Genomic DNA, 17,932 nt, shown 5'->3' with positions numbered 1-17,932 from the left:
AGCGGCAAGAAAAGCGGGTCAATGGGCTCTTTCTTGCGGCTTGCAGCTTGTCGCTAACGGCTTTAGCCGTCGATCAGAATCGAGGTGCCAGTCATTTCTGCCGGTTTTTCCAGGCCCAGCAGCTTGAGCATGGTCGGCGCCACGTCGGCCAGCACGCCGCCTTCGCGGACCTGCACCTTGCGCTTGCCGACATAGATGAACGGTACCGGCTCGGTGGTGTGCGCAGTGTGCGCCTGGCCGGTGCATTCGTCTTCCATCTGCTCGACGTTGCCGTGGTCGGCGGTGATCAGCGCTTCGCCGCCGACCTTGTCCAGCGCCTCGACGATGCGCCCGACGCACAGGTCCAGGGCCTCGACGGCCTTGACCGCGGCCTCGAACACGCCGCTGTGGCCGACCATGTCGCCGTTGGCGTAGTTGACCACGATCACGTCGTAACGCTGCTGCTCGATGGCTTCGACAATGCGGTCGGTGACTTCCGGTGCGCTCATTTCCGGCTGCAGGTCATAGGTGGCGACCTTCGGCGACGGGATGAGGATGCGCTCTTCGCCTTCAAACGGCTCTTCGCGACCACCGGAGAAGAAGAAGGTGACGTGGGCGTACTTCTCGGTTTCGGCGATGCGCAGCTGGGTCTTGCCGTTTTTCGCCAGGTATTCGCCGAGCACATTGTTCAGGCTGCCAGGGGCAAAGGCGGCCGGCGCCGGGATTTTTGCCGAGTACTGGGTCAGGCCGATGTAGGCAGCCAGTTTTGGCAGGCGTGCCCGTGGGAATTCGTTGAAGTCCGGTTCGACGAACACCCGCGACAGCTCGCGGGCGCGGTCGGCACGGAAGTTCATGAAGATCACTGCGTCGCCATCTTCGACCTTTACCGCTTCGCCAATGCGCGTGGCCTTGACGAATTCGTCGCTCTCGTCGCGGGCGTAGGCGGCTTCAAGGCCGGCCAGGGCGGTGTCGGCGGTGAATTCGGCGCTGCTGTCGACGATCAGGTTGTAGGCAGCCGATACGCGGTCCCAGCGGTTGTCGCGGTCCATGGCGTAGTAGCGGCCGATCAGGCTGGCGATGCGGCCCTTGCCCAGTTTGGCGAAGGCGGCGTCGAGCAGTTCGATCGAGGATTGCGCGCTTTTCGGCGGGGTGTCGCGACCGTCGAGGAAGGCGTGCAGGTAGATTTTCTCGGCACCGCGTTTGGCGGCAAGCTCGGCCATGGCCACCAGATGGTCCTGGTGGCTGTGCACGCCGCCATCGGACAGCAGGCCAAGGATGTGCACCGCCTTGCCGGCGCCGACGGCCTTGTCGACCGCGCCGCACAGCACGGGGTTTGTGAAGAACTCGCCGTCCTTGATCGCCTTGGTCACCCGGGTGAAGTCCTGGTAAACCACGCGGCCAGCACCGAGGTTCATGTGACCGACCTCGGAGTTGCCCATCTGCCCGTCCGGCAGGCCGACATCCATGCCGGAGCCAGAGATCAAGCCGTGCGGCTGGGTGGCGCGCAGGCGATCGTAGACTGGCGTGTTGGCCGAATAGATGGCGTTGTATTCGTGGCTTTCGCTGTGACCGAAACCATCGAGGATGATCAGGACCAAGGGTTTTGGCGTGCTCGTCATCAATCCCACACTCACGGTTGTTCAGATGATAAAGACACGCATTTTAGGGCAAATTGGCCACGAATGACGAATTAACCTTGCAGGCCCGACGGCGCGGGCCGACGGGCTGTAGCCCGGCAATGAGAATTACTGGCGATAACCCTGCCCGGCGGGCTTTGGCCGACCTTGGGGGCTGTGTATACTGGCCAACATTTTTAATGGCCTGGAACACCCTCCGATGGTTGCTCACCTGATTGAATTCGCAACAAATCACTATCTGCTGGTCGGTATCTTCGTCGTTCTGCTGGTTTTGCTGATCGTCACCGAAGCACGCAAGGGCGGCCGCAGCCTCAGCACTGGCGAACTGACCGCGCTGGTCAACGCCGACAAGGGTCTGGTGATCGACATCCGTTCGAGCAAGGACTACGCCGCCGGTCACATCGTGGGCGCCGTGAACATTCCCCAGGACAAGGTCGCCGCGCGCATCGGCGAGCTGGAAAAGCACAAGGCCAACAAGACCCTGATCATCGTCGACGCCATGGGCCAGCACGCCGGCACCACCGCGCGCGAACTGCTCAAGGCCGGCTTCACCGCTGCCAAGCTGTCGGGCGGCGTGTCGAGCTGGAAGGCCGATAACCTGCCGTTGGTGAAGTGACATGAGCAACGTCATCGTCTACTCCAGCGATTACTGCCCTTACTGCTCGCGGGCAAAATACCTGCTTGAAAGCAAAGGCGTGGCCTTCGAAGAGATCAAGGTCGATGGCAAGCCTCAGGTGCGCGCCGAAATGAGCCAGAAGGCCGGTCGTACCTCGGTGCCGCAGATCTGGATCGGTTCCACCCACGTCGGCGGTTGCGACGACCTGTATGCCCTGGAGCGCGCCGGCAAGCTCGATGCGCTGCTCAAGGCCTGAATCAGAAACCCATTAAAGACTCTGGAAAGAAGGATCTGTCATGACTGATCAACAGAACAACGACGCCGCAGCCGCAGCCGACGATAACGCTCCGCAATTCTCCCTGCAGCGCATCTACGTGCGCGACCTGTCGTTCGAAGCGCCAAAAAGCCCGGCGATCTTCCGTCAGCAGTGGGAGCCAAGCGTTGCCCTGGACCTGAACACCAAGCAGAAAGGCCTGGAAGGCGACTTCCACGAAGTCGTGCTGACCCTGTCGGTGACCGTGAAGAACGGCGACGAAGTGGCCTTCATCGCTGAAGTGCAACAAGCCGGTATCTTCCTGATCAAGAACCTCGACCCGGCGTCGATGAGCCACACCCTGGGCGCGTTCTGCCCGAACATCCTGTTCCCGTACGCCCGTGAAGCGCTGGACAGCCTGGTGACCCGTGGTTCGTTCCCGGCGCTGATGCTCTCGCCGGTCAACTTCGACGCCCTGTACGCTCAGGAAATGCAACGCATGCAGGAAGCTGGCGAAGCCCCTTCGCTGCAATAAGCCTTTTGCGATGAAGCAAAAAGCGCCCCTCGGGGCGCTTTTTTCTTGGCTCAGGCAAACCCTTGCTGGCGCCAGGCTTCGTACACCGTCACCGCCACCGTGTTGGACAGGTTCAGGCTGCGGGAGCCCGGGCGCATCGGCAGGCGCAGGCGCTGCTCGGCGGGCAGGCTGTCCAGCACCTCGGCCGGCAGGCCACGGCTTTCGGGGCCGAACAGGAAGGCGTCGCCCGGCTGGAAGGCGGTTTCGTGGTAAGGGTGCGAGGCCTTCGTGGTGAAGGCGAACAGCCGCGGCTGGCCAAGGCTTTCCAGGCAACTGGGCAGGTCTGGGTGGCGCTTGAGCGTGGCATACTCGTGGTAGTCCAGACCGGCCCGGCGCAAGCGCTTGTCGTCCAGCTCGAAGCCGATCGGCTCGATCAGGTGCAGGTGGCAACCGCTGTTGGCGCACAGTCTGATGATGTTGCCGGTATTCGGCGGAATCTCTGGTTGAAAGAGGATGACGTGAAACATGCACGGCTCCGAACATAAAGATGTCGAGCATTCTACTCCTGAACCGGACCCGCGTTCGCAGCTATGGCCGCGCGTGCTGTTTTCCCTGGCGCTGTTCGGCATGCTGGTGGGGCTGATGATCGGTCGCCTGACTGCGCCAGAGCCACGGGTGCTGGAGCAGGTCGAGGTGGTCGAGGCGGGCTTGAACCTGTGGTTCAATGAAGAGCCCAAGCTGCACGGTGAAGAAGTCGAAGGTACCCTGGCGCTGCTGTTCGAGGCCGAGGGCAAGGTTGCGCGGGGTCAGTTGCAGTTGCAGGGCAAACCGGTGAGCTGGCGGGTGCAGCACAGTGACGGCGGCTTGCTTGTGACCCTGGTCGCGGCCCGCCCTCTGCATGGCGAATGGGCCGGTGCAGAGGAGGGCGGACGCTGGCGGGTGCAGGTGAAACTGCGCGAATAAAAGAGGGGATTCCCCGGCCTGCCTGTACCAAGGTCCCCAAAACTGGAAGTACTGATACTAATGCAGGGTGTGTGCCAGTTTTGTTGCAGTGCGGGAAATGGCGGGTTTTAAGGGGTTAGGCGGGGTTAGGCGGGGAATTTGTGCTTTGCTGCGGTGCGCAGGGCACAGGTTCGGTGCAAAAGCATCGCGGGGCAAGTCGGATCGCCGCACCGCCGCTCCCACACCAATTGGTAGGAGCGGGCTTGCCCCGCGATCAGGTTAACGCTCAGGCCTCGTCGTCACCGTCCTCGTCGCCGCCATCGACCTTCATCCCCAACTCCTTGATCTTGCGCGTCAGGGTGTTGCGGCCCCAGCCCAGCAGCACTGCGGCATCGCGGCGGCGGCCGGCGGTGTGCTTGAGGGCGGTCTCGATCATGATCCGCTCAAAACTCGGCACGGCGCTGTCGAGCAGGCTCGACTGGCCACGGGCCAGGGCCTGGTCGGCCCATTGGCGCAGGGCCTGTTCCCAGTTGGTCACCGGCGCTGAATCTTGCGGCAGGTTGAGCAACTCGGGCGGTAGGTCGCCGATATGCACTTCGCGTCCGGAGGCCATCACCGTGATCCAGCGGCAGGTGTTCTCCAGCTGGCGCACGTTGCCCGGCCACGGCAGGTTGCGGATGAACTCCTCGGTTTCGGCCTTGAGCAATTTCGGCTCCACCGCCAGTTCCTGGGCGGCGCGGCCGAGGAAGTGGCGGGCCAGGGTCGGGATGTCTTCGCGACGATCGGCCAGGCGCGGGATGTGGATGCGGATCACGTTCAGGCGGTGGAACAGGTCTTCGCGGAATTTGCCGGCCTGCACCAGGGTTTCCAGGTTCTGGTGGGTGGCGGCGATGATTCGCACATCAACCTTGACCGGCACATGGCCGCCCACCCGGTAGAACTCGCCATCGGCCAGCACCCGCAGCAGGCGGGTCTGGGTATCGGCCGGCATGTCGCCGATCTCGTCGAGGAACAGCGTGCCGCCATCGGCTTGCTCGAAGCGTCCGCGGCGCAGGTTGGCAGCGCCGGTGAAGGCGCCTTTCTCGTGGCCGAACAGTTCCGATTCCATCAGGTCCTTGGGGATCGCCGCCATGTTCAAGGCGATGAACGGCGACGCCGCCCGTGGGCTGTGGCGGTGCAGGGCGTGGGCGACCAGTTCTTTACCGGTACCGGACTCGCCGTTGATCAGCACGGTGATGTTGGAATGGCTCAGGCGGCCGATGGCGCGGAACACCTCCTGCATTGCCGGTGCTTCGCCGATGATCTCCGGGGTGCGGGTCAGGCTCGGGGCGACGTCCAGGCCCTGTTGCTCCTGGGCGTGCTGGTTGGCGCGCTTGACCAGCGATACCGCCTCGTCGACATCGAATGGCTTGGGCAGGTATTCGAAGGCGCCGCCCTGATAGGACGCCACCGCGCTGTCGAGGTCGGAATGGGCGGTCATGATGATCACCGGCAGGCGCGGGTGCTGCTCGCGGATCTGCGCGAGCAAGTCCAGGCCGCTGGCGCCGGGCATGCGGATGTCGGAAATGATCACGTCGGGCTGTTGCCGGGCCAGTCGGCTCATGACCCCGTCGGCGCTGTCGAAGCTCTGGGTGGTCATGCCTTCCTGTTGCAGGGCCTTTTCCAACACCCAGCGGATGGAACGATCATCATCGACGATCCAGACAGTTTCACTTCGGCTCATGAGGCGGTGGCTCCTTGTTCCAGCGGCAGGAAGATCGAGAAGGTGGTGTGGCCAGGGTGACTGTCACATTCGATCAGGCCCTGGTGCTGGCTGATGATGTTCTGGGTAATGGCCAGGCCCAGCCCGGTCCCGTCCGGGCGGCCGCTGACCATGGGGTAGAAGATGGTTTCCTGCAGCTCGGCAGGGATGCCCGGGCCGTTGTCGATGATCTCGATTCGGGCCACCAGGCGGTGACGGGTGTGGCCGATGGTGAACTGGCGCATGGCCCGGGTGCGCAGGCTGATGCGGCCCAGGCGCAGCTCGTTCTGGCCGCTGATGGCCTGCATGGCGTTGCGCACGATGTTGAGCACCGCCTGGATCATCTGTTCGCGGTCGATCAGCACGTCCGGCAGGCTCGGGTCGTAATCGCGCACCAGGGTGATGCCGCCCTGGCTTTCGGCCTCGACCAGGCTGCAGACCCGCTCCAGCACCTCATGGATGTTGGTCAGGGCCAGCGACGGCAGCTTGTTCGAGCCGAGCATGCGGTCGACCAGGTTGCGCAGGCGGTCGGCCTCTTCAATGATCACATTGGTGTAATCCTTCAGGCCCTCCTCCGGCAGCTCGCGGGCCAGCAGCTGGGCGGCGCCGCGAATGCCACCGAGCGGGTTCTTGATCTCGTGGGCCAGGCCGCGCACCAGCATCTTGGTGGTTTCCTGCTTGGACAGCTGGGCCTCTTCCTTGGTGATGCGCAGCAGGCGGTCACGCGGGTGCACTTCGAGCAGCAGCAGGGTCGCGCCCTTGCTGAGGATCGGCGTTACCGCGTAGTCGACGGTCTGGGTCTGGCCGGTCAGCGAGGTCAGCTGGGCTTCACGTTTAGTAAAGGGGTGCGCGTGCTCTACCGCCTGGCGCAGGGAGTTCAGCGCCTCGGGCGATTCGGTGAACAGCTCGCTGATGAACTGACCATGGCTGCGCTGGCCGCTGATGGCCAGGAGCATCTCCGCTGCCGGGTTCATGTACTCAAGGCGCAACTCGGCGTCGAGCAGGATGGTGGCTGTGGTCAGGTTGTCCAGTAGCAGTCGGTGCAGTGCATCGCTGATGGTCATGGGGCGTCGTTGACCTCTTTTGGCTCATACAACCTCGGCCTGGGCCCAAGTCGCGGTCGCTGGTAATCCGCTGGTACAAAGAAAATGCAAAAAGCAAACCAAGGCTCCGAAAAGAAGCGGAATTTCCGGATTAAGACCTGTATTTGCGCGAAAAATGCCTACAAAGTCCTGAGATCACGCTTTTTGTGAACCAAAATGGGCTGAGTTGCTCAGGTGCAGGCAGATGCGTGCACCAATATAGAGCATAGAGGAAGGATTACTGCGGCGAGCACAAATGCGTGGTGGCACGGATCAGTGCCACGGATTGCTGCGGGTCTCGGGCTCGTTGCGCGATGGCCTGGGCAAGGGTTGCCGGGCAGTGGGCCGGGCGGTTGCGATCAAACTCGGCCAACTGGCTGAGCAGGGTGCGCTGCAGGCGATCCAGCTGCGGGCGCAACTGGCTGCCCAGATCGACCCGCGGGGTTTGCGGTGCGCTGCCGACGGCATGCCAGCGCGACAGCGCGCTGTACTGCAGCAGCTTGTTGGCTTCGATCTGGTCGGCGAAGAACAGCGCTGCCCGTTGCCCGTCGACACCAAAGCGCAGGGCCTGGGACTGGGCATTGGCAATCACCTGCTGCTCGCGTTCAGGCGCTTCTACTGGCTGGCCCGAGTCCCATTTGTTCAGGGCAACCGCGTGGGCGATGTGCAGGCGCTGGTCGATGCTGTCGAGCAAGGCGGTGAGTGGTGTGGTGGCTGGCGCGGGCTGGGAAAGCGGCACACCCTGGCTGCCGGCATAAAAAACAATCAGTTCGGCCGCTTGCGCGCCTGTACGCCCGCGATGCACGCCATCGACGATCTCGGCGAGGGCGTCTCCGGCCTTGATGCTTACCTGTTTGTTGCTGTCGCGGGTTTCCACCAGCAGTTCACCTGCAAGCAGGTAGCCGGCGTTGGGCAGCGGATGGCTGTGCCAGTCGAGGGTTGTTTCAGGCGGAATGTGGATTTTAACCAGGGTCAGTTCCGCTGGCCCGTCGGGGTAGCGCGGGTAGGGGCTGCCGTCCCAGGCGGTGTTGGTGCGTAGCAGCACCTGTGATTCGAGCGGTGCTGGCGGGGTACTGCAGCCTGTCAGCAAGGCAAGCAGGGTGAGTGTGATCGGGGTGCGGGTCATGATGGGCTCGGGCGTGGATTGCTGAGCCAGCATGGTCGAGGTCAGGAGGCTGACCTATCGGGAACATCTGAAGAATATGTATGAAAAAGGCCTCCCGAAGGAGGCCTTTTTTCAAGCTACGCCGCTTGCGCGAGCGTCACTGGCTTAGCAGCTGTAGTACAGCTCGTATTCCAGTGGGTGTACGAAGGTGCGGACCTTGATTTCTTCTTCGCTTTTCAGCGCGATGTAGGCATCGATGAAGTCGTCGGAGAACACGCCGCCCTTGGTCAGGAACGCACGGCCTTTGTCCAGCTCTTCCAGGGCTTCTTTCAGGCTGCCGCAAACCTGTGGGATCTCTTTCGCCTCTTCAGGCGGCAGGTCGTACAGGTTCTTGTCGGCGGCATCGCCTGGGTGGATCTTGTTCTGGATACCGTCCAGGCCGGCCATCATCAGTGCTGCGAAGCACAGGTACGGGTTGGCAGCCGGGTCCGGGAAGCGCGCTTCGATGCGGCGGGCTTTCGGGCTGGAAACGTACGGGATGCGGATCGAGGCGGAACGGTTGCGCGCCGAGTAGGCCAGCATGACCGGTGCTTCGAAGCCTGGTACCAGACGCTTGTAGGAGTTGGTAGCCGGGTTGGTGAAGCCGTTCAGGGCCTTACCGTGCTTGATGATACCGCCGATGAAGTACAGGGCGGTGTCGGACAGGCCGGCATAGCCTTCGCCGGAGAAGGTGTTCTTGCCATCTTTGGAGATGGACATGTGCACGTGCATACCCGAGCCGTTGTCACCGTACAGTGGCTTAGGCATGAAGGTAGCGGTGCGGCCGTAGGCGTCGGCAACGTTGTGCACGCAGTATTTGAGGGTCTGAACTTCGTCAGCCTTCTTCACCAGGGTGTTGAACTGCACACCGATTTCGTTCTGGCCGGCAGTGGCCACTTCGTGGTGGTGGACTTCGATGACCAGGCCCATTTCTTCCATGGCGTTGCACATGGCAGTACGGATTTCGTGGTCGTGGTCGAACGGTGGTACCGGGAAGTAGCCGCCTTTGACGCCTGGACGGTGGCCTTTGTTGCCGCCTTCGACGTCCTGGTCGGACATCCACGAGCCTTGCTCGGAGTAGATCTTGAACATCGAGCCGGAGATGTCGGACTTGAACTTCACTTCGTCGAAGATGAAGAACTCAGGCTCTGGGCCGACGAACACGGTGTCACCGATACCGGTGGTCTTCAGGTACTCTTCGGCGCGGCGGGCGATGGCGCGTGGGTCGCGGTCGTAGCCTTGCATGGTCGAAGGTTCGATGATGTCGCAGACCAGGATCAGGGTCGGCTCTTCGGTGAACGGGTCGAGCACGGCGGAGGAGTCGTCCGGCATCAGGATCATGTCGGAGGCTTCGATGCCTTTCCAGCCAGCGATGGAGGAACCGTCGAACATCTTGCCGGCTTCGAAGAAATCTTCATCCAGCGCATCACGAGCTGGCATGGTCACGTGGTGCTGAGTGCCTTTGGTGTCAGTGAAGCGCAGATCAATCCATTTAACGTCATGATCTTTGATGAGTTGAACCGACTTCGACATAGTGTCCTCCGGGTGGGGTAGAGCTTGCCTGTGCAGCCCTTTAATTTGGGTGATGCCGGGCGCGAATAGTCGGCCAAGGCAACCTGCCTCACAAGGGAGCAAATTGCATGCCAGTGCCCCGAGTTGGGATTTTTGCCCCAAACCCAAGCGTTTTCGCCCGATTCGCTGAAATCAGCGGTTTTTTCTGCACCCTTACGATGCGCTAAACAGCCATGATGCACCATAACGGTGCGAGAAAAACCTTCTGTACAAAAGTTGCTCAAAGCTTGAGCAATTTCCGCTATAATCCGCGCCCCACTTTTTTAGTCGGCACCTCGCGCGCTGTTTTTCATGAAACTAATCGTAAAAGTCTTCCCAGAGATCACCATCAAGAGCCGGCCGGTTCGCAAGCGCTTCATCCGTCAACTGGCCCGCAACATCCGCAACGTGCTCAAGGACCTCGATCCTGCGCTCGCGGTTAACGGTGTCTGGGATAACCTCGAAGTGATCACTCACATCGAGGACGAGAAGGTCCTGCGCGAGATGACCGAGCGTCTGAGCTGCACGCCGGGCATTGCCCATTTCCTGCAGGTCGACGAATACCCGCTGGGTGATTTCGACGACATCGTCGCCAAGTGCAAGCAGCACTTCGGTCACCTGCTGGCGGGCAAGCGCTTCGCCGTACGCTGCAAGCGCGGCGGTCACCACGATTTCACCTCGATGGACGTCGACCGCTACGTCGGCAGCCAGCTGCGCCAGCAGTGCGGCGCCGCCGGTATCGACCTGCGCACGCCTGAAGTCGAGGTGCGCATCGAGGTGCGCGACAAGCGCCTGTACGTCATCCACAACCAGCACAAAGGCATCGGCGGTTACCCGCTGGGCGCGCTGGAGCAGACCCTGGTGCTGATGTCCGGTGGTTTCGACTCCACCGTCGCCGCCTACCAGATGATGCGTCGCGGCCTGATGACCCACTTCTGCTTCTTCAACCTTGGCGGCCGCGCCCACGAGCTGGGGGTGATGGAAGTCGCCCACTTCCTGTGGAAAAAGTACGGCAGCAGCCAGCGCGTGCTGTTCGTCAGCGTGCCGTTCGAAGAAGTGGTCGGCGAGATCCTCGGCAAGGTCGACAACAGCTACATGGGCGTGACCCTCAAGCGCATGATGCTGCGCGCGGCGACCAACATCGCCGACCGCCTGCAGATCGACGCCCTGGTGACCGGTGAAGCCATCTCCCAGGTCTCGAGCCAGACCCTGCCGAACCTTGCGGTGATCGACTCGGCCACCGAGAAGCTGGTGCTGCGCCCGCTGCTGGCCAGCCACAAGCAGGACATCATCGACCAGGCCCAGCAGATCGGCACCGCCGAGTTCGCCAAGCACATGCCTGAATACTGCGGCGTGATTTCGGTGAACCCGACCACTTGCGCCAAGCGTCATCGCCTCGAGCATGAAGAGAAGCAGTTCGACATGGCGGTGCTCGAGCGTGCCCTGGAGCGCGCTCGGCTGATCTCCATCGACCACGTGATCGATGAACTCAGCCAGGATATCCAGATCGAAGAAGTCAGCCAGGCGCTGGCCGGGCAGGTGGTGATCGACATTCGCCACCCTGATGCCCAGGAAGACCAGCCCCTGGAACTGGACGGCATCGAGGTCCAGGCCTTGCCGTTCTACGCCCTGAACAGTCGCTTCAAGGAGCTGGATGCCACGCGCCAGTACCTGCTGTATTGCGACAAGGGAGTAATGAGTCGCCTGCATGCCCATCATCTGCTCAGTGAGGGACATGCCAATGTGCGCGTTTATCGTCCGACATAAGACGCCGGGGCTATATGGCGGGAGCATCCGCCATCGCCCTCCCGACCACCGGGCCGTTTGAGCGCCATTCATTCATATTCGCCGCCTAGACTGGGCGGCAACCCGAATCCTCTGATCGAGATACACACGTGATCGAAAATCTGCGTAACATCGCCATCATCGCCCACGTTGACCATGGTAAAACCACCCTGGTCGACAAACTCCTGCGTCAGTCCGGCACTCTGGAGCGTAACGAGCTCAACGACGAGCGCGTCATGGACTCCAACGACCAGGAAAAAGAGCGCGGTATTACCATTCTGGCGAAAAACACCGCCATCAACTGGAACGGCTACCACATCAACATCGTCGACACCCCCGGCCACGCCGACTTCGGTGGCGAGGTTGAACGTGTAATGTCGATGGTCGACTCCGTACTGCTGCTGGTCGACGCTCAAGACGGCCCTATGCCGCAAACCCGTTTCGTGACCAAGAAGGCTTTCGAAGCCGGCCTGCGTCCAATCGTGGTGATCAACAAGGTCGACCGTCCGGGCGCGCGTCCTGACTGGGTTCTGGACCAGATCTTCGATCTGTTCGACAACCTCGGTGCCACCGACGAACAGCTGGACTTCAAAGTCGTCTACGCCTCGGCCCTGAACGGCATTGCCGGTCTGGACCACACCGAAATGGCCGAAGACATGACCCCGCTGTACCAGTCGATCGTCGACAACGTACCGGCCCCTGCTGTTGACCGTGACGGTCCGTTCCAGATGCAGATCTCGGCACTGGACTACAACAGCTTCCTCGGTGTTATCGGTGTTGGCCGTATCGCTCGCGGTCGCGTCAAGCCGAACACCCCGGTGGTGGCTATCGACGTCGATGGCAAGAAGCGCAACGGTCGTATCCTCAAGCTGATGGGTCACCACGGCCTGCACCGCGTTGACGTCGAAGAAGCCCAGGCTGGCGACATCGTCTGCATCAGCGGTTTCGACGAGCTGTTCATCTCCGACACCCTGTGCTCCCCGGACGCAGTTGAAGCGATGAAGCCGCTGACCGTTGACGAGCCAACCGTTTCGATGACCTTCCAGGTCAACGACTCGCCGTTCTGCGGTAAAGAAGGCAAGTTCGTGACTTCCCGCAACATCAAGGAACGTCTGGACAAAGAGCTGCTGTACAACGTTGCACTGCGCGTTGAAGAAGGCGACTCGGCTGACAAGTTCAAGGTCTCCGGCCGTGGTGAGCTGCACCTCTCGGTTCTGATCGAAACCATGCGTCGCGAAGGCTTCGAAATGGGTGTTGGTCGTCCGGAAGTGATCATCCGTGAAGTCGACGGTGCCAAGCACGAGCCGTTCGAAAACGTCACCATCGACATCCCTGAAGACTCCCAGGGCAAGGTCATGGAAGAAATGGGTCTGCGTAAAGGCGACCTGACCAACATGGTTCCGGATGGCAAGGGCCGTGTACGCCTGGAATACAACATTCCAGCCCGTGGTCTGATCGGTTTCCGTAACCAGTTCCTGACCCTGACCAACGGTGCAGGCATCCTGACCTCGATCTTCGACCGTTACGCTCCGATGAAGTCCGGCCACATGTCCGGCCGTCAGAACGGCGTACTGGTTTCGGTTGAAACCGGCAAGGCCCTGACCTACTCCCTGGAAACCCTGCAGGCGCGCGGCAAGCTGTTCGTCGAGCACGGCCAGGAGATCTACAACGGTCAGATCGTTGGTCTGAACAGCCGTGACAACGACCTGGGCGTCAACCCTACCAAGGGCAAGAAGCTCGACAACATGCGTGCTTCGGGTAAAGACGAAACCATCGCCCTGGTTCCACCTGTTCGCTTCACCCTGGAACAGGCTCTGGAATTCATCCAGGACGACGAGCTGTGCGAAGTGACCCCTAAGTCGATCCGTCTGCGCAAGAAGATCCTCGACGAAGGCGAGCGTACCCGCGCTGCCAAGAAAGCCAAGAACTGAGTCTTAGTTCCGGCTGAATGAAAACGCCCCCGGTCGCAAGGCCGGGGGCGTTTTTTTGTGCGCGGAAAGTGTGAATCAGCCGAAGGACTGTTCGAACGGCGCGGCGCTGGCGCGGATGGCAGCAGCTATGTCCGGTGCTTGTTCCGTCAGCTCCTGATGATGCAGCAGTGTGCCTTCGACGGCTTGCAGGATTGCCTGGATGCGGCTTTTGGGGTCACTGACACGGCAGCGTTTGGCGAAGTCGAGAATGGTCAGGCGTGAGGCAAAAAGCGACTTCTGCCCATTGAGGTCCAGCGCCAGTGTGTCTCGCGGAAGGTAGGCGGTGGTATTGACGATGTCATAAGCCGGCGCGAGCACGGCATCATTGGCGTAAGGCGTGCTGTACAGCAGGCCGAAGTTCTTCAGGTGCGCATCGCCGTTGCCGACGATGCAACTCAAGGCGACCATGTCGAACAGCGCCTGAAGGTTCTCCAGCTGTTCCATCGGTGCGGTAAACACCTCTATGGCTTTGGCGATGTGCTCGTAGCTTTTACTGTATTTGCCAGCAGTACCCAGGCCCATCAACACCGCCATGTCTTCGAAGCCAAGCGGATTCAGCTGTGCATCACGGTCGAAGCGGCGCATGACGAACATGCGCTTGTCCTTGGACAAGTAGAACTCTGGTGTGGTTATTCCGGCTGCGCTGGCAATCGACATGCACAGGTACTCGTTGATCGCCAGGTGGGGGAATTCACCCTTGCCGCTTTTTACAATCAGGTCAGCGGTGGTGGCGGTCGCCTTGTAAGGGGCTTCGGCCAGTTCCGGCACCAGCACTTTGGGCTGCACGCCAGAAATACCGGAGCGCAAGATGTAGCGTTGGACCATTTCATTGAAAATATCCTCGGTACCGTCCCAGGCAAGAATCTCGCTTAGGCGTTCGCCTTTGCCCGGGTTGTCTTGCTGCTCGATCAGGCGCTGCACTTCTGGTGCGGTGACGAATACGCGGCCGATAGGCGAGTTGCTGCCGGAGATCGCCAGCAGCAGCATCGGGTTGACGGTTGCTACCTTGGCCAGGCGATTGCGCAGTTGCTCCAGTACATAGCCTTCGGGCAGGTTCATCTGGAAAATCGGATGAAGGTCCCTGGATACGAAGTCGTCGCGGCGAGGGGGCATGGTCATGCTCACCGCAATCGAGGCCGAGGATGAGTCGCTATAGCGAAAGACGTAGTCGCCGTTTGGCTGCTGGTAAATCTTGCCGCTGACGCCTTGAGGCGTTGACACCAGCAGCTCGTCTGCCGCGCTCACCGGAACACGTCCTCAAGCTCATCCAGGGTCGGCAGGGACTTTGCCACGACCTCGACGTCGCAGCCGAGGGCATTCAATGCTCTGCTGTAAAACGAGATAGCGACGGTGCTTGAGCCCTGCTCGATCTCACTGAGCTTCTGCCGAGTGATGCCGATACGTTCCGCCAGTTGCACTTTGGTCAGGCCGCGGCGTTTTCTCACCTGCTCGATACTGTGCCCGATGCGCTGGGAAATTAGCGTGGTCTGCATGTTACGTATCCATAACATTAGCTGGTTAATGTCAGGTAAACATAACATAGTGTCATCGTCAAACGCCCAGCTCGCTTCGGTCGGGCGTTCCGATCAGTGGTCGTCGCTTAGCGCGAGCGCACCGCAGGCTTGGGGATATATGCGCAATACCCCGGGCGCGGGCCGATCCGTGGATGGTTGCGGCAGGTGTCCGGGCGCTTGTCGTAAATGGTGCACATGCGACTTTTACGGTCCAGGTACAGGCAATCGTCGTTGCTCATCTGCGCCAGGGTGAAAATCCCCGACTTCTGGTTGAAGCGCTGGATGATCCCGTCCTTCTGCAAGCGCTTGGCAATGTTCTTCGGCGGCTCGCCCACCTCGAACTCATCCACCACGCCCATGCGGATCAGGTCTTTGATTTTCACTTCCGTCGGCAAGGTGCAGCAGGTCGAGTTGCAGCCTCCGCACATATGGCTTTGGTACTTCTGCCAGGTTTCCAGTCGGTCGACTTCGGCGGCGGCAATCAGGGTCGGTTTCATCGGGCTCAGGCTAGAAGAGTCTTGTGGGCGCGCGATGATACCGGAGTTGATCAAATTGTGAACAACCATTTGCCGCTTTATTCCGGGTTTGTTTGCCGCTGGCCGCAAGAAAGTCGCGAACCAGAGCTTCCCCTCTGTGTCGAACGGTCTAGGCTGAGAAATCTCCATCCGCATTCGTCAACTTGCCCGAGGACGTCGCATGTCTCAGGAACCACTCGCTCGTGACGCAGAGGTGGCCGCTTTTCGCACCGCTGTGCTGGATAAATTGACCTACGCGGTCGGCAAGGACCCGGAGCATGCCTTCGATCACGACTGGTTCGAAGCCATTGCCCTGGCTGCCCGCGATCACATGGTCGACCACTGGATGGACCATACCCGGCAGATCTACCGCAAGAGCCAGAAGCGGGTGTATTACCTGTCGCTGGAGTTCCTGATCGGTCGTCTGCTGTACGACAGCCTGAGCAATCTCGGCCTGCTCGATGTTGCCCGTGAAGCGCTGGACGGGCTTAACGTCGACCTTGAGCGCATTCGCCTGCTGGAGCCCGATGCGGCGCTGGGTAATGGCGGCCTGGGGCGTCTGGCGGCGTGTTTCATGGAGAGCATGTCGACCCTTGGCATCGCCGCCCACGGTTACGGCATTCGTTACGAGCACGGCCTGTTCCGCCAGGCGGTAGTCGATGGCTGGCAGCAGGAGCAGACCGAGAACTGGCTGGATTTCGGCAACCCCTGGGAGTTCGAGCGGGCCGAGGTGATCTACCCGATCAGCTTTGGTGGCAGTGTCGAGACCGTGCACGACGCCAGTGGCCAGCAGCGCCAGGTGTGGTGGCCGGCCGAGACGGTGCGTGCGGTGGCCTACGACACGCCGGTGGTCGGCTGGCGCGGTGCCAGCGTCAACACCTTGCGCCTGTGGCGGGCGCGGGCATTGGAAGAACTACACCTGGAGCGCTTCAATGCCGGCGATCACCTTGGCGCTGTCGCCGAAGTGGCGCGCGCCGAAAGTATCTCGCGGGTGCTGTACCCGGCCGACAGTACCGAGGCCGGCCAGGAGCTGCGCCTGCGGCAGGAGTACTTCTTTGTTTCCGCCTCGCTGCAGGACCTGCTGCGCCGGCACCTGAACATGCATGACAGCCTGCTCAACCTGCCGCAGCAGGCGGCGATCCAGCTCAACGACACCCACCCCTCGATCGCGGTCGCCGAGCTGATGCGCCTGCTGGTCGACCAGCACGAAGTGCCCTGGGACACCGCCTGGCAGCTGACCGTCGAGACCCTGGCCTACACCAACCATACTTTGCTGCCCGAAGCCCTGGAAACCTGGCCGGTGGGTTTGATGGAGCGCATGCTGCCGCGGCACATGCAGATCATCTACCTGATCAACGCCTTTCATATCGACGCCCTGCGCGCCAAGGGCATCCACGATTTCGACGTGCTGCGCGCGGTGTCACTGATCGAGGAAGACAACGGCCGCCGGGTGCGCATGGGCAACCTGGCGTTCCTCGGTTCGCACAGCGTCAACGGTGTGTCGGCGCTGCACACAAAGCTGATGCGCAGCACGGTGTTTGCCGAACTGCACAAGCTCTACCCCGAGCGAATCAACAACAAGACCAACGGCATCACCTTCCGGCGCTGGCTGTTCCAGGCCAACCCGCAACTGACCGGCATGCTGGTCGAGGCCCTCGGCGCCGACCTGCTCGATGACCCGCAGGGACGCCTGCGCGACCTTGAGCCGTTTGCCGACAAGGCGTCGTTCTGCAAGCAGTTCGCCGCCCAGCGCCTGCACAGCAAAAAGGCCCTGGCCAGCCTGGTCCAGGAGCGCCTGGGCATTACCCTCAACCCCGAGGCGATGTTCGATGTGCAGGTCAAGCGCATCCATGAGTACAAACGCCAGTTGCTCAACCTGCTGCACACCGTGGCCCTGTACCAGGCCATCCGCGCCGAACCTGGCAGCGGCTGGGCGCCGCGGGTGAAGATCTTCGCCGGCAAGGCCGCCGCCAGCTATCACCAGGCCAAGCTGATCATCAAACTGAGCAACGACATCGCCAAGGTGGTCAACAACGACCCGACCGTGCGCGGCTTGCTCAAGGTGGTGTTCCTGCCCAACTACAACGTCAGCCTGGCCGAGAGCATCATTCCGGCGGCCGATCTGTCTGAGCAGATTTCTACCGCCGGCTACGAGGCGTCGGGCACCAGCAACATGAAATTCGGCCTCAATGGCGCGCTGACCATCGGCACCCTGGACGGCGCCAATGTCGAAATGTGCGAGCAGGTCGGTGCCGAGAACATGTTCATCTTCGGCCTGACCTCCCAGCAGGTGGAGGCGCGCAAGCGCAGCGGCGACTTTGGCGCCAGTGCCGCGATCGGTGCCTCCCATCGGCTCAACGACGTGCTCCAGGCCATTCGTGGCGGGGTGTTTTCACCGGATGACCCGGCCCGTTATGTCGGTTTGGTCGACTCGCTGGTGGCTTATGACCGCTTCCTGGTGTGCGCCGATTTCGATGCCTACTGGGAAGCGCAATTGCGCGTCGAAGCGCTCTGGCGCGAGCCCAGGCAGTGGTGGCGCATGGCAGTGCTCAACAGCGCTCGCATGGGCTGGTTCTCTTCGGACCGGACCATCCGCGAGTACGCCACGGATATCTGGAAAGCCCTCGACTAAGCTGCAAAGGCCGGCCCGGGAGCGCTGAACTCTCGGGCCGATGTGCCGTCTGATCGG

16 protein-coding genes are annotated in these 17,932 nt (G+C 61.4%); 7 read left to right on the top strand and 9 right to left on the bottom strand.

Going from position 1 to position 17,932, the window contains the following annotated elements; genetic code table 11:
- Positions 1-62 precede the first annotated feature (62 nt).
- Entirely contained in the window at positions 63-1,598 is a 1,536-nt protein-coding gene (gpmI, locus tag BLR26_RS01570) for a 2,3-bisphosphoglycerate-independent phosphoglycerate mutase (RefSeq protein ID WP_093377059.1), read from the bottom strand.
- 217 nt (positions 1,599-1,815) lie between these two features.
- Here gpmI and BLR26_RS01565 point away from each other — a divergent pair, with 217 nt between their 5' ends.
- The 3 genes from BLR26_RS01565 to secB are packed head-to-tail and all read left to right on the top strand — an operon-like array spanning position 1,816 to position 3,020.
- Positions 1,816-2,232 carry a rhodanese-like domain-containing protein gene (locus BLR26_RS01565; RefSeq protein ID WP_010222286.1) on the top strand — a complete coding sequence of 139 codons (417 nt, stop codon included), beginning with the start codon at positions 1,816-1,818 and terminating at the stop codon, positions 2,230-2,232.
- A gap of 1 nt (position 2,233) precedes the next feature.
- Entirely contained in the window at positions 2,234-2,488 is a 255-nt protein-coding gene (grxC, locus tag BLR26_RS01560) for a glutaredoxin 3 (RefSeq protein WP_045193908.1), read from the top strand.
- Positions 2,489-2,528: 40 nt separating this feature from the next.
- Entirely contained in the window at positions 2,529-3,020 is a 492-nt protein-coding gene (gene secB, locus BLR26_RS01555) for a protein-export chaperone SecB (RefSeq protein ID WP_045193907.1), read from the top strand.
- 50 nt (positions 3,021-3,070) lie between these two features.
- On the opposite strand, the gene BLR26_RS01550 is transcribed toward secB, so the two are convergent.
- Entirely contained in the window at positions 3,071-3,526 is a 456-nt protein-coding gene (locus BLR26_RS01550) for a tRNA (cytidine(34)-2'-O)-methyltransferase (RefSeq protein ID WP_093377056.1), read from the bottom strand.
- Here BLR26_RS01550 and BLR26_RS01545 point away from each other — a divergent pair.
- Complete coding sequence (locus tag BLR26_RS01545; protein ID WP_045193905.1) at positions 3,525-3,962, top strand: hypothetical protein; 438 nt, start codon at positions 3,525-3,527, stop codon at positions 3,960-3,962. The genes BLR26_RS01550 and BLR26_RS01545 overlap by 2 nt on opposite strands.
- Positions 3,963-4,227: 265 nt before the next feature.
- Here BLR26_RS01545 and ntrC read toward each other — a convergent pair whose 3' ends face one another.
- The 4 genes from ntrC to glnA form a co-directional block, all read right to left on the bottom strand.
- Entirely contained in the window at positions 4,228-5,664 is a 1,437-nt protein-coding gene (ntrC, locus tag BLR26_RS01540; protein ID WP_093377053.1) for a nitrogen regulation protein NR(I), read from the bottom strand.
- Positions 5,661-6,746, bottom strand: coding sequence for a nitrogen regulation protein NR(II) (gene glnL, locus BLR26_RS01535; RefSeq protein ID WP_038997586.1), 1,086 nt, complete (start codon positions 6,744-6,746; stop codon positions 5,661-5,663). The genes ntrC and glnL overlap by 4 nt, the downstream gene beginning before the upstream one ends.
- A 256-nt stretch (positions 6,747-7,002) precedes the next feature.
- Positions 7,003-7,890 (bottom strand): chorismate mutase, encoded by an 888-nt coding sequence (locus BLR26_RS01530; RefSeq protein WP_093377049.1) that lies wholly within the window; start codon positions 7,888-7,890, stop codon positions 7,003-7,005.
- Positions 7,891-8,034: 144 nt separating this feature from the next.
- Entirely contained in the window at positions 8,035-9,441 is a 1,407-nt protein-coding gene (gene glnA, locus BLR26_RS01525) for a glutamate--ammonia ligase (protein ID WP_038997584.1), read from the bottom strand.
- Between the two features lie 330 nt (positions 9,442-9,771).
- Between glnA and thiI the strand changes: the two genes are divergently transcribed.
- Both thiI and typA read left to right on the top strand, forming a co-directional pair.
- On the top strand, positions 9,772-11,226 hold the full coding sequence (gene thiI, locus BLR26_RS01520) for a tRNA uracil 4-sulfurtransferase ThiI (RefSeq protein ID WP_093377039.1): 1,455 nt from the start codon (positions 9,772-9,774) through the stop codon (positions 11,224-11,226).
- Positions 11,227-11,354: 128 nt separating this feature from the next.
- Positions 11,355-13,175 (top strand): translational GTPase TypA, encoded by a 1,821-nt coding sequence (typA, locus tag BLR26_RS01515; RefSeq protein WP_045193901.1) that lies wholly within the window; start codon positions 11,355-11,357, stop codon positions 13,173-13,175.
- A gap of 75 nt (positions 13,176-13,250) precedes the next feature.
- Here the strand turns inward: typA and BLR26_RS01510 are convergent, their stop codons facing one another.
- From BLR26_RS01510 to BLR26_RS01500, 3 genes are all read right to left on the bottom strand, one after another.
- Positions 13,251-14,459: a type II toxin-antitoxin system HipA family toxin gene (locus BLR26_RS01510; protein WP_256326693.1), complete on the bottom strand. Its 1,209-nt coding sequence runs from the start codon at positions 14,457-14,459 to the stop codon at positions 13,251-13,253.
- Positions 14,456-14,707 carry a helix-turn-helix transcriptional regulator gene (locus BLR26_RS01505; RefSeq protein ID WP_093377034.1) on the bottom strand — a complete coding sequence of 84 codons (252 nt, stop codon included), beginning with the start codon at positions 14,705-14,707 and terminating at the stop codon, positions 14,456-14,458. The genes BLR26_RS01510 and BLR26_RS01505 overlap by 4 nt, the downstream gene beginning before the upstream one ends.
- Positions 14,708-14,814: 107 nt before the next feature.
- Positions 14,815-15,225, bottom strand: a complete 411-nt coding sequence (locus BLR26_RS01500) for a YkgJ family cysteine cluster protein (protein WP_230090916.1) — start codon at positions 15,223-15,225, stop codon at positions 14,815-14,817.
- A 199-nt stretch (positions 15,226-15,424) separates the two neighbouring features.
- Here BLR26_RS01500 and BLR26_RS01495 point away from each other — a divergent pair, with 199 nt between their 5' ends.
- Positions 15,425-17,875, top strand: a complete 2,451-nt coding sequence (locus BLR26_RS01495; protein WP_045193899.1) for a glycogen/starch/alpha-glucan phosphorylase — start codon at positions 15,425-15,427, stop codon at positions 17,873-17,875.
- The last annotated feature ends 57 nt before the right edge of the window (positions 17,876-17,932 follow it).

The sequence above is a fragment of the Pseudomonas sp. UC 17F4 genome, assembly GCF_900101695.1.
Classification (GTDB): Bacteria; Pseudomonadota; Gammaproteobacteria; order Pseudomonadales; family Pseudomonadaceae; genus Aquipseudomonas.
The sequence above is the reverse complement of the archived record's forward strand: the minus strand, read 5'-3'. Positions and strand labels throughout refer to the sequence as shown.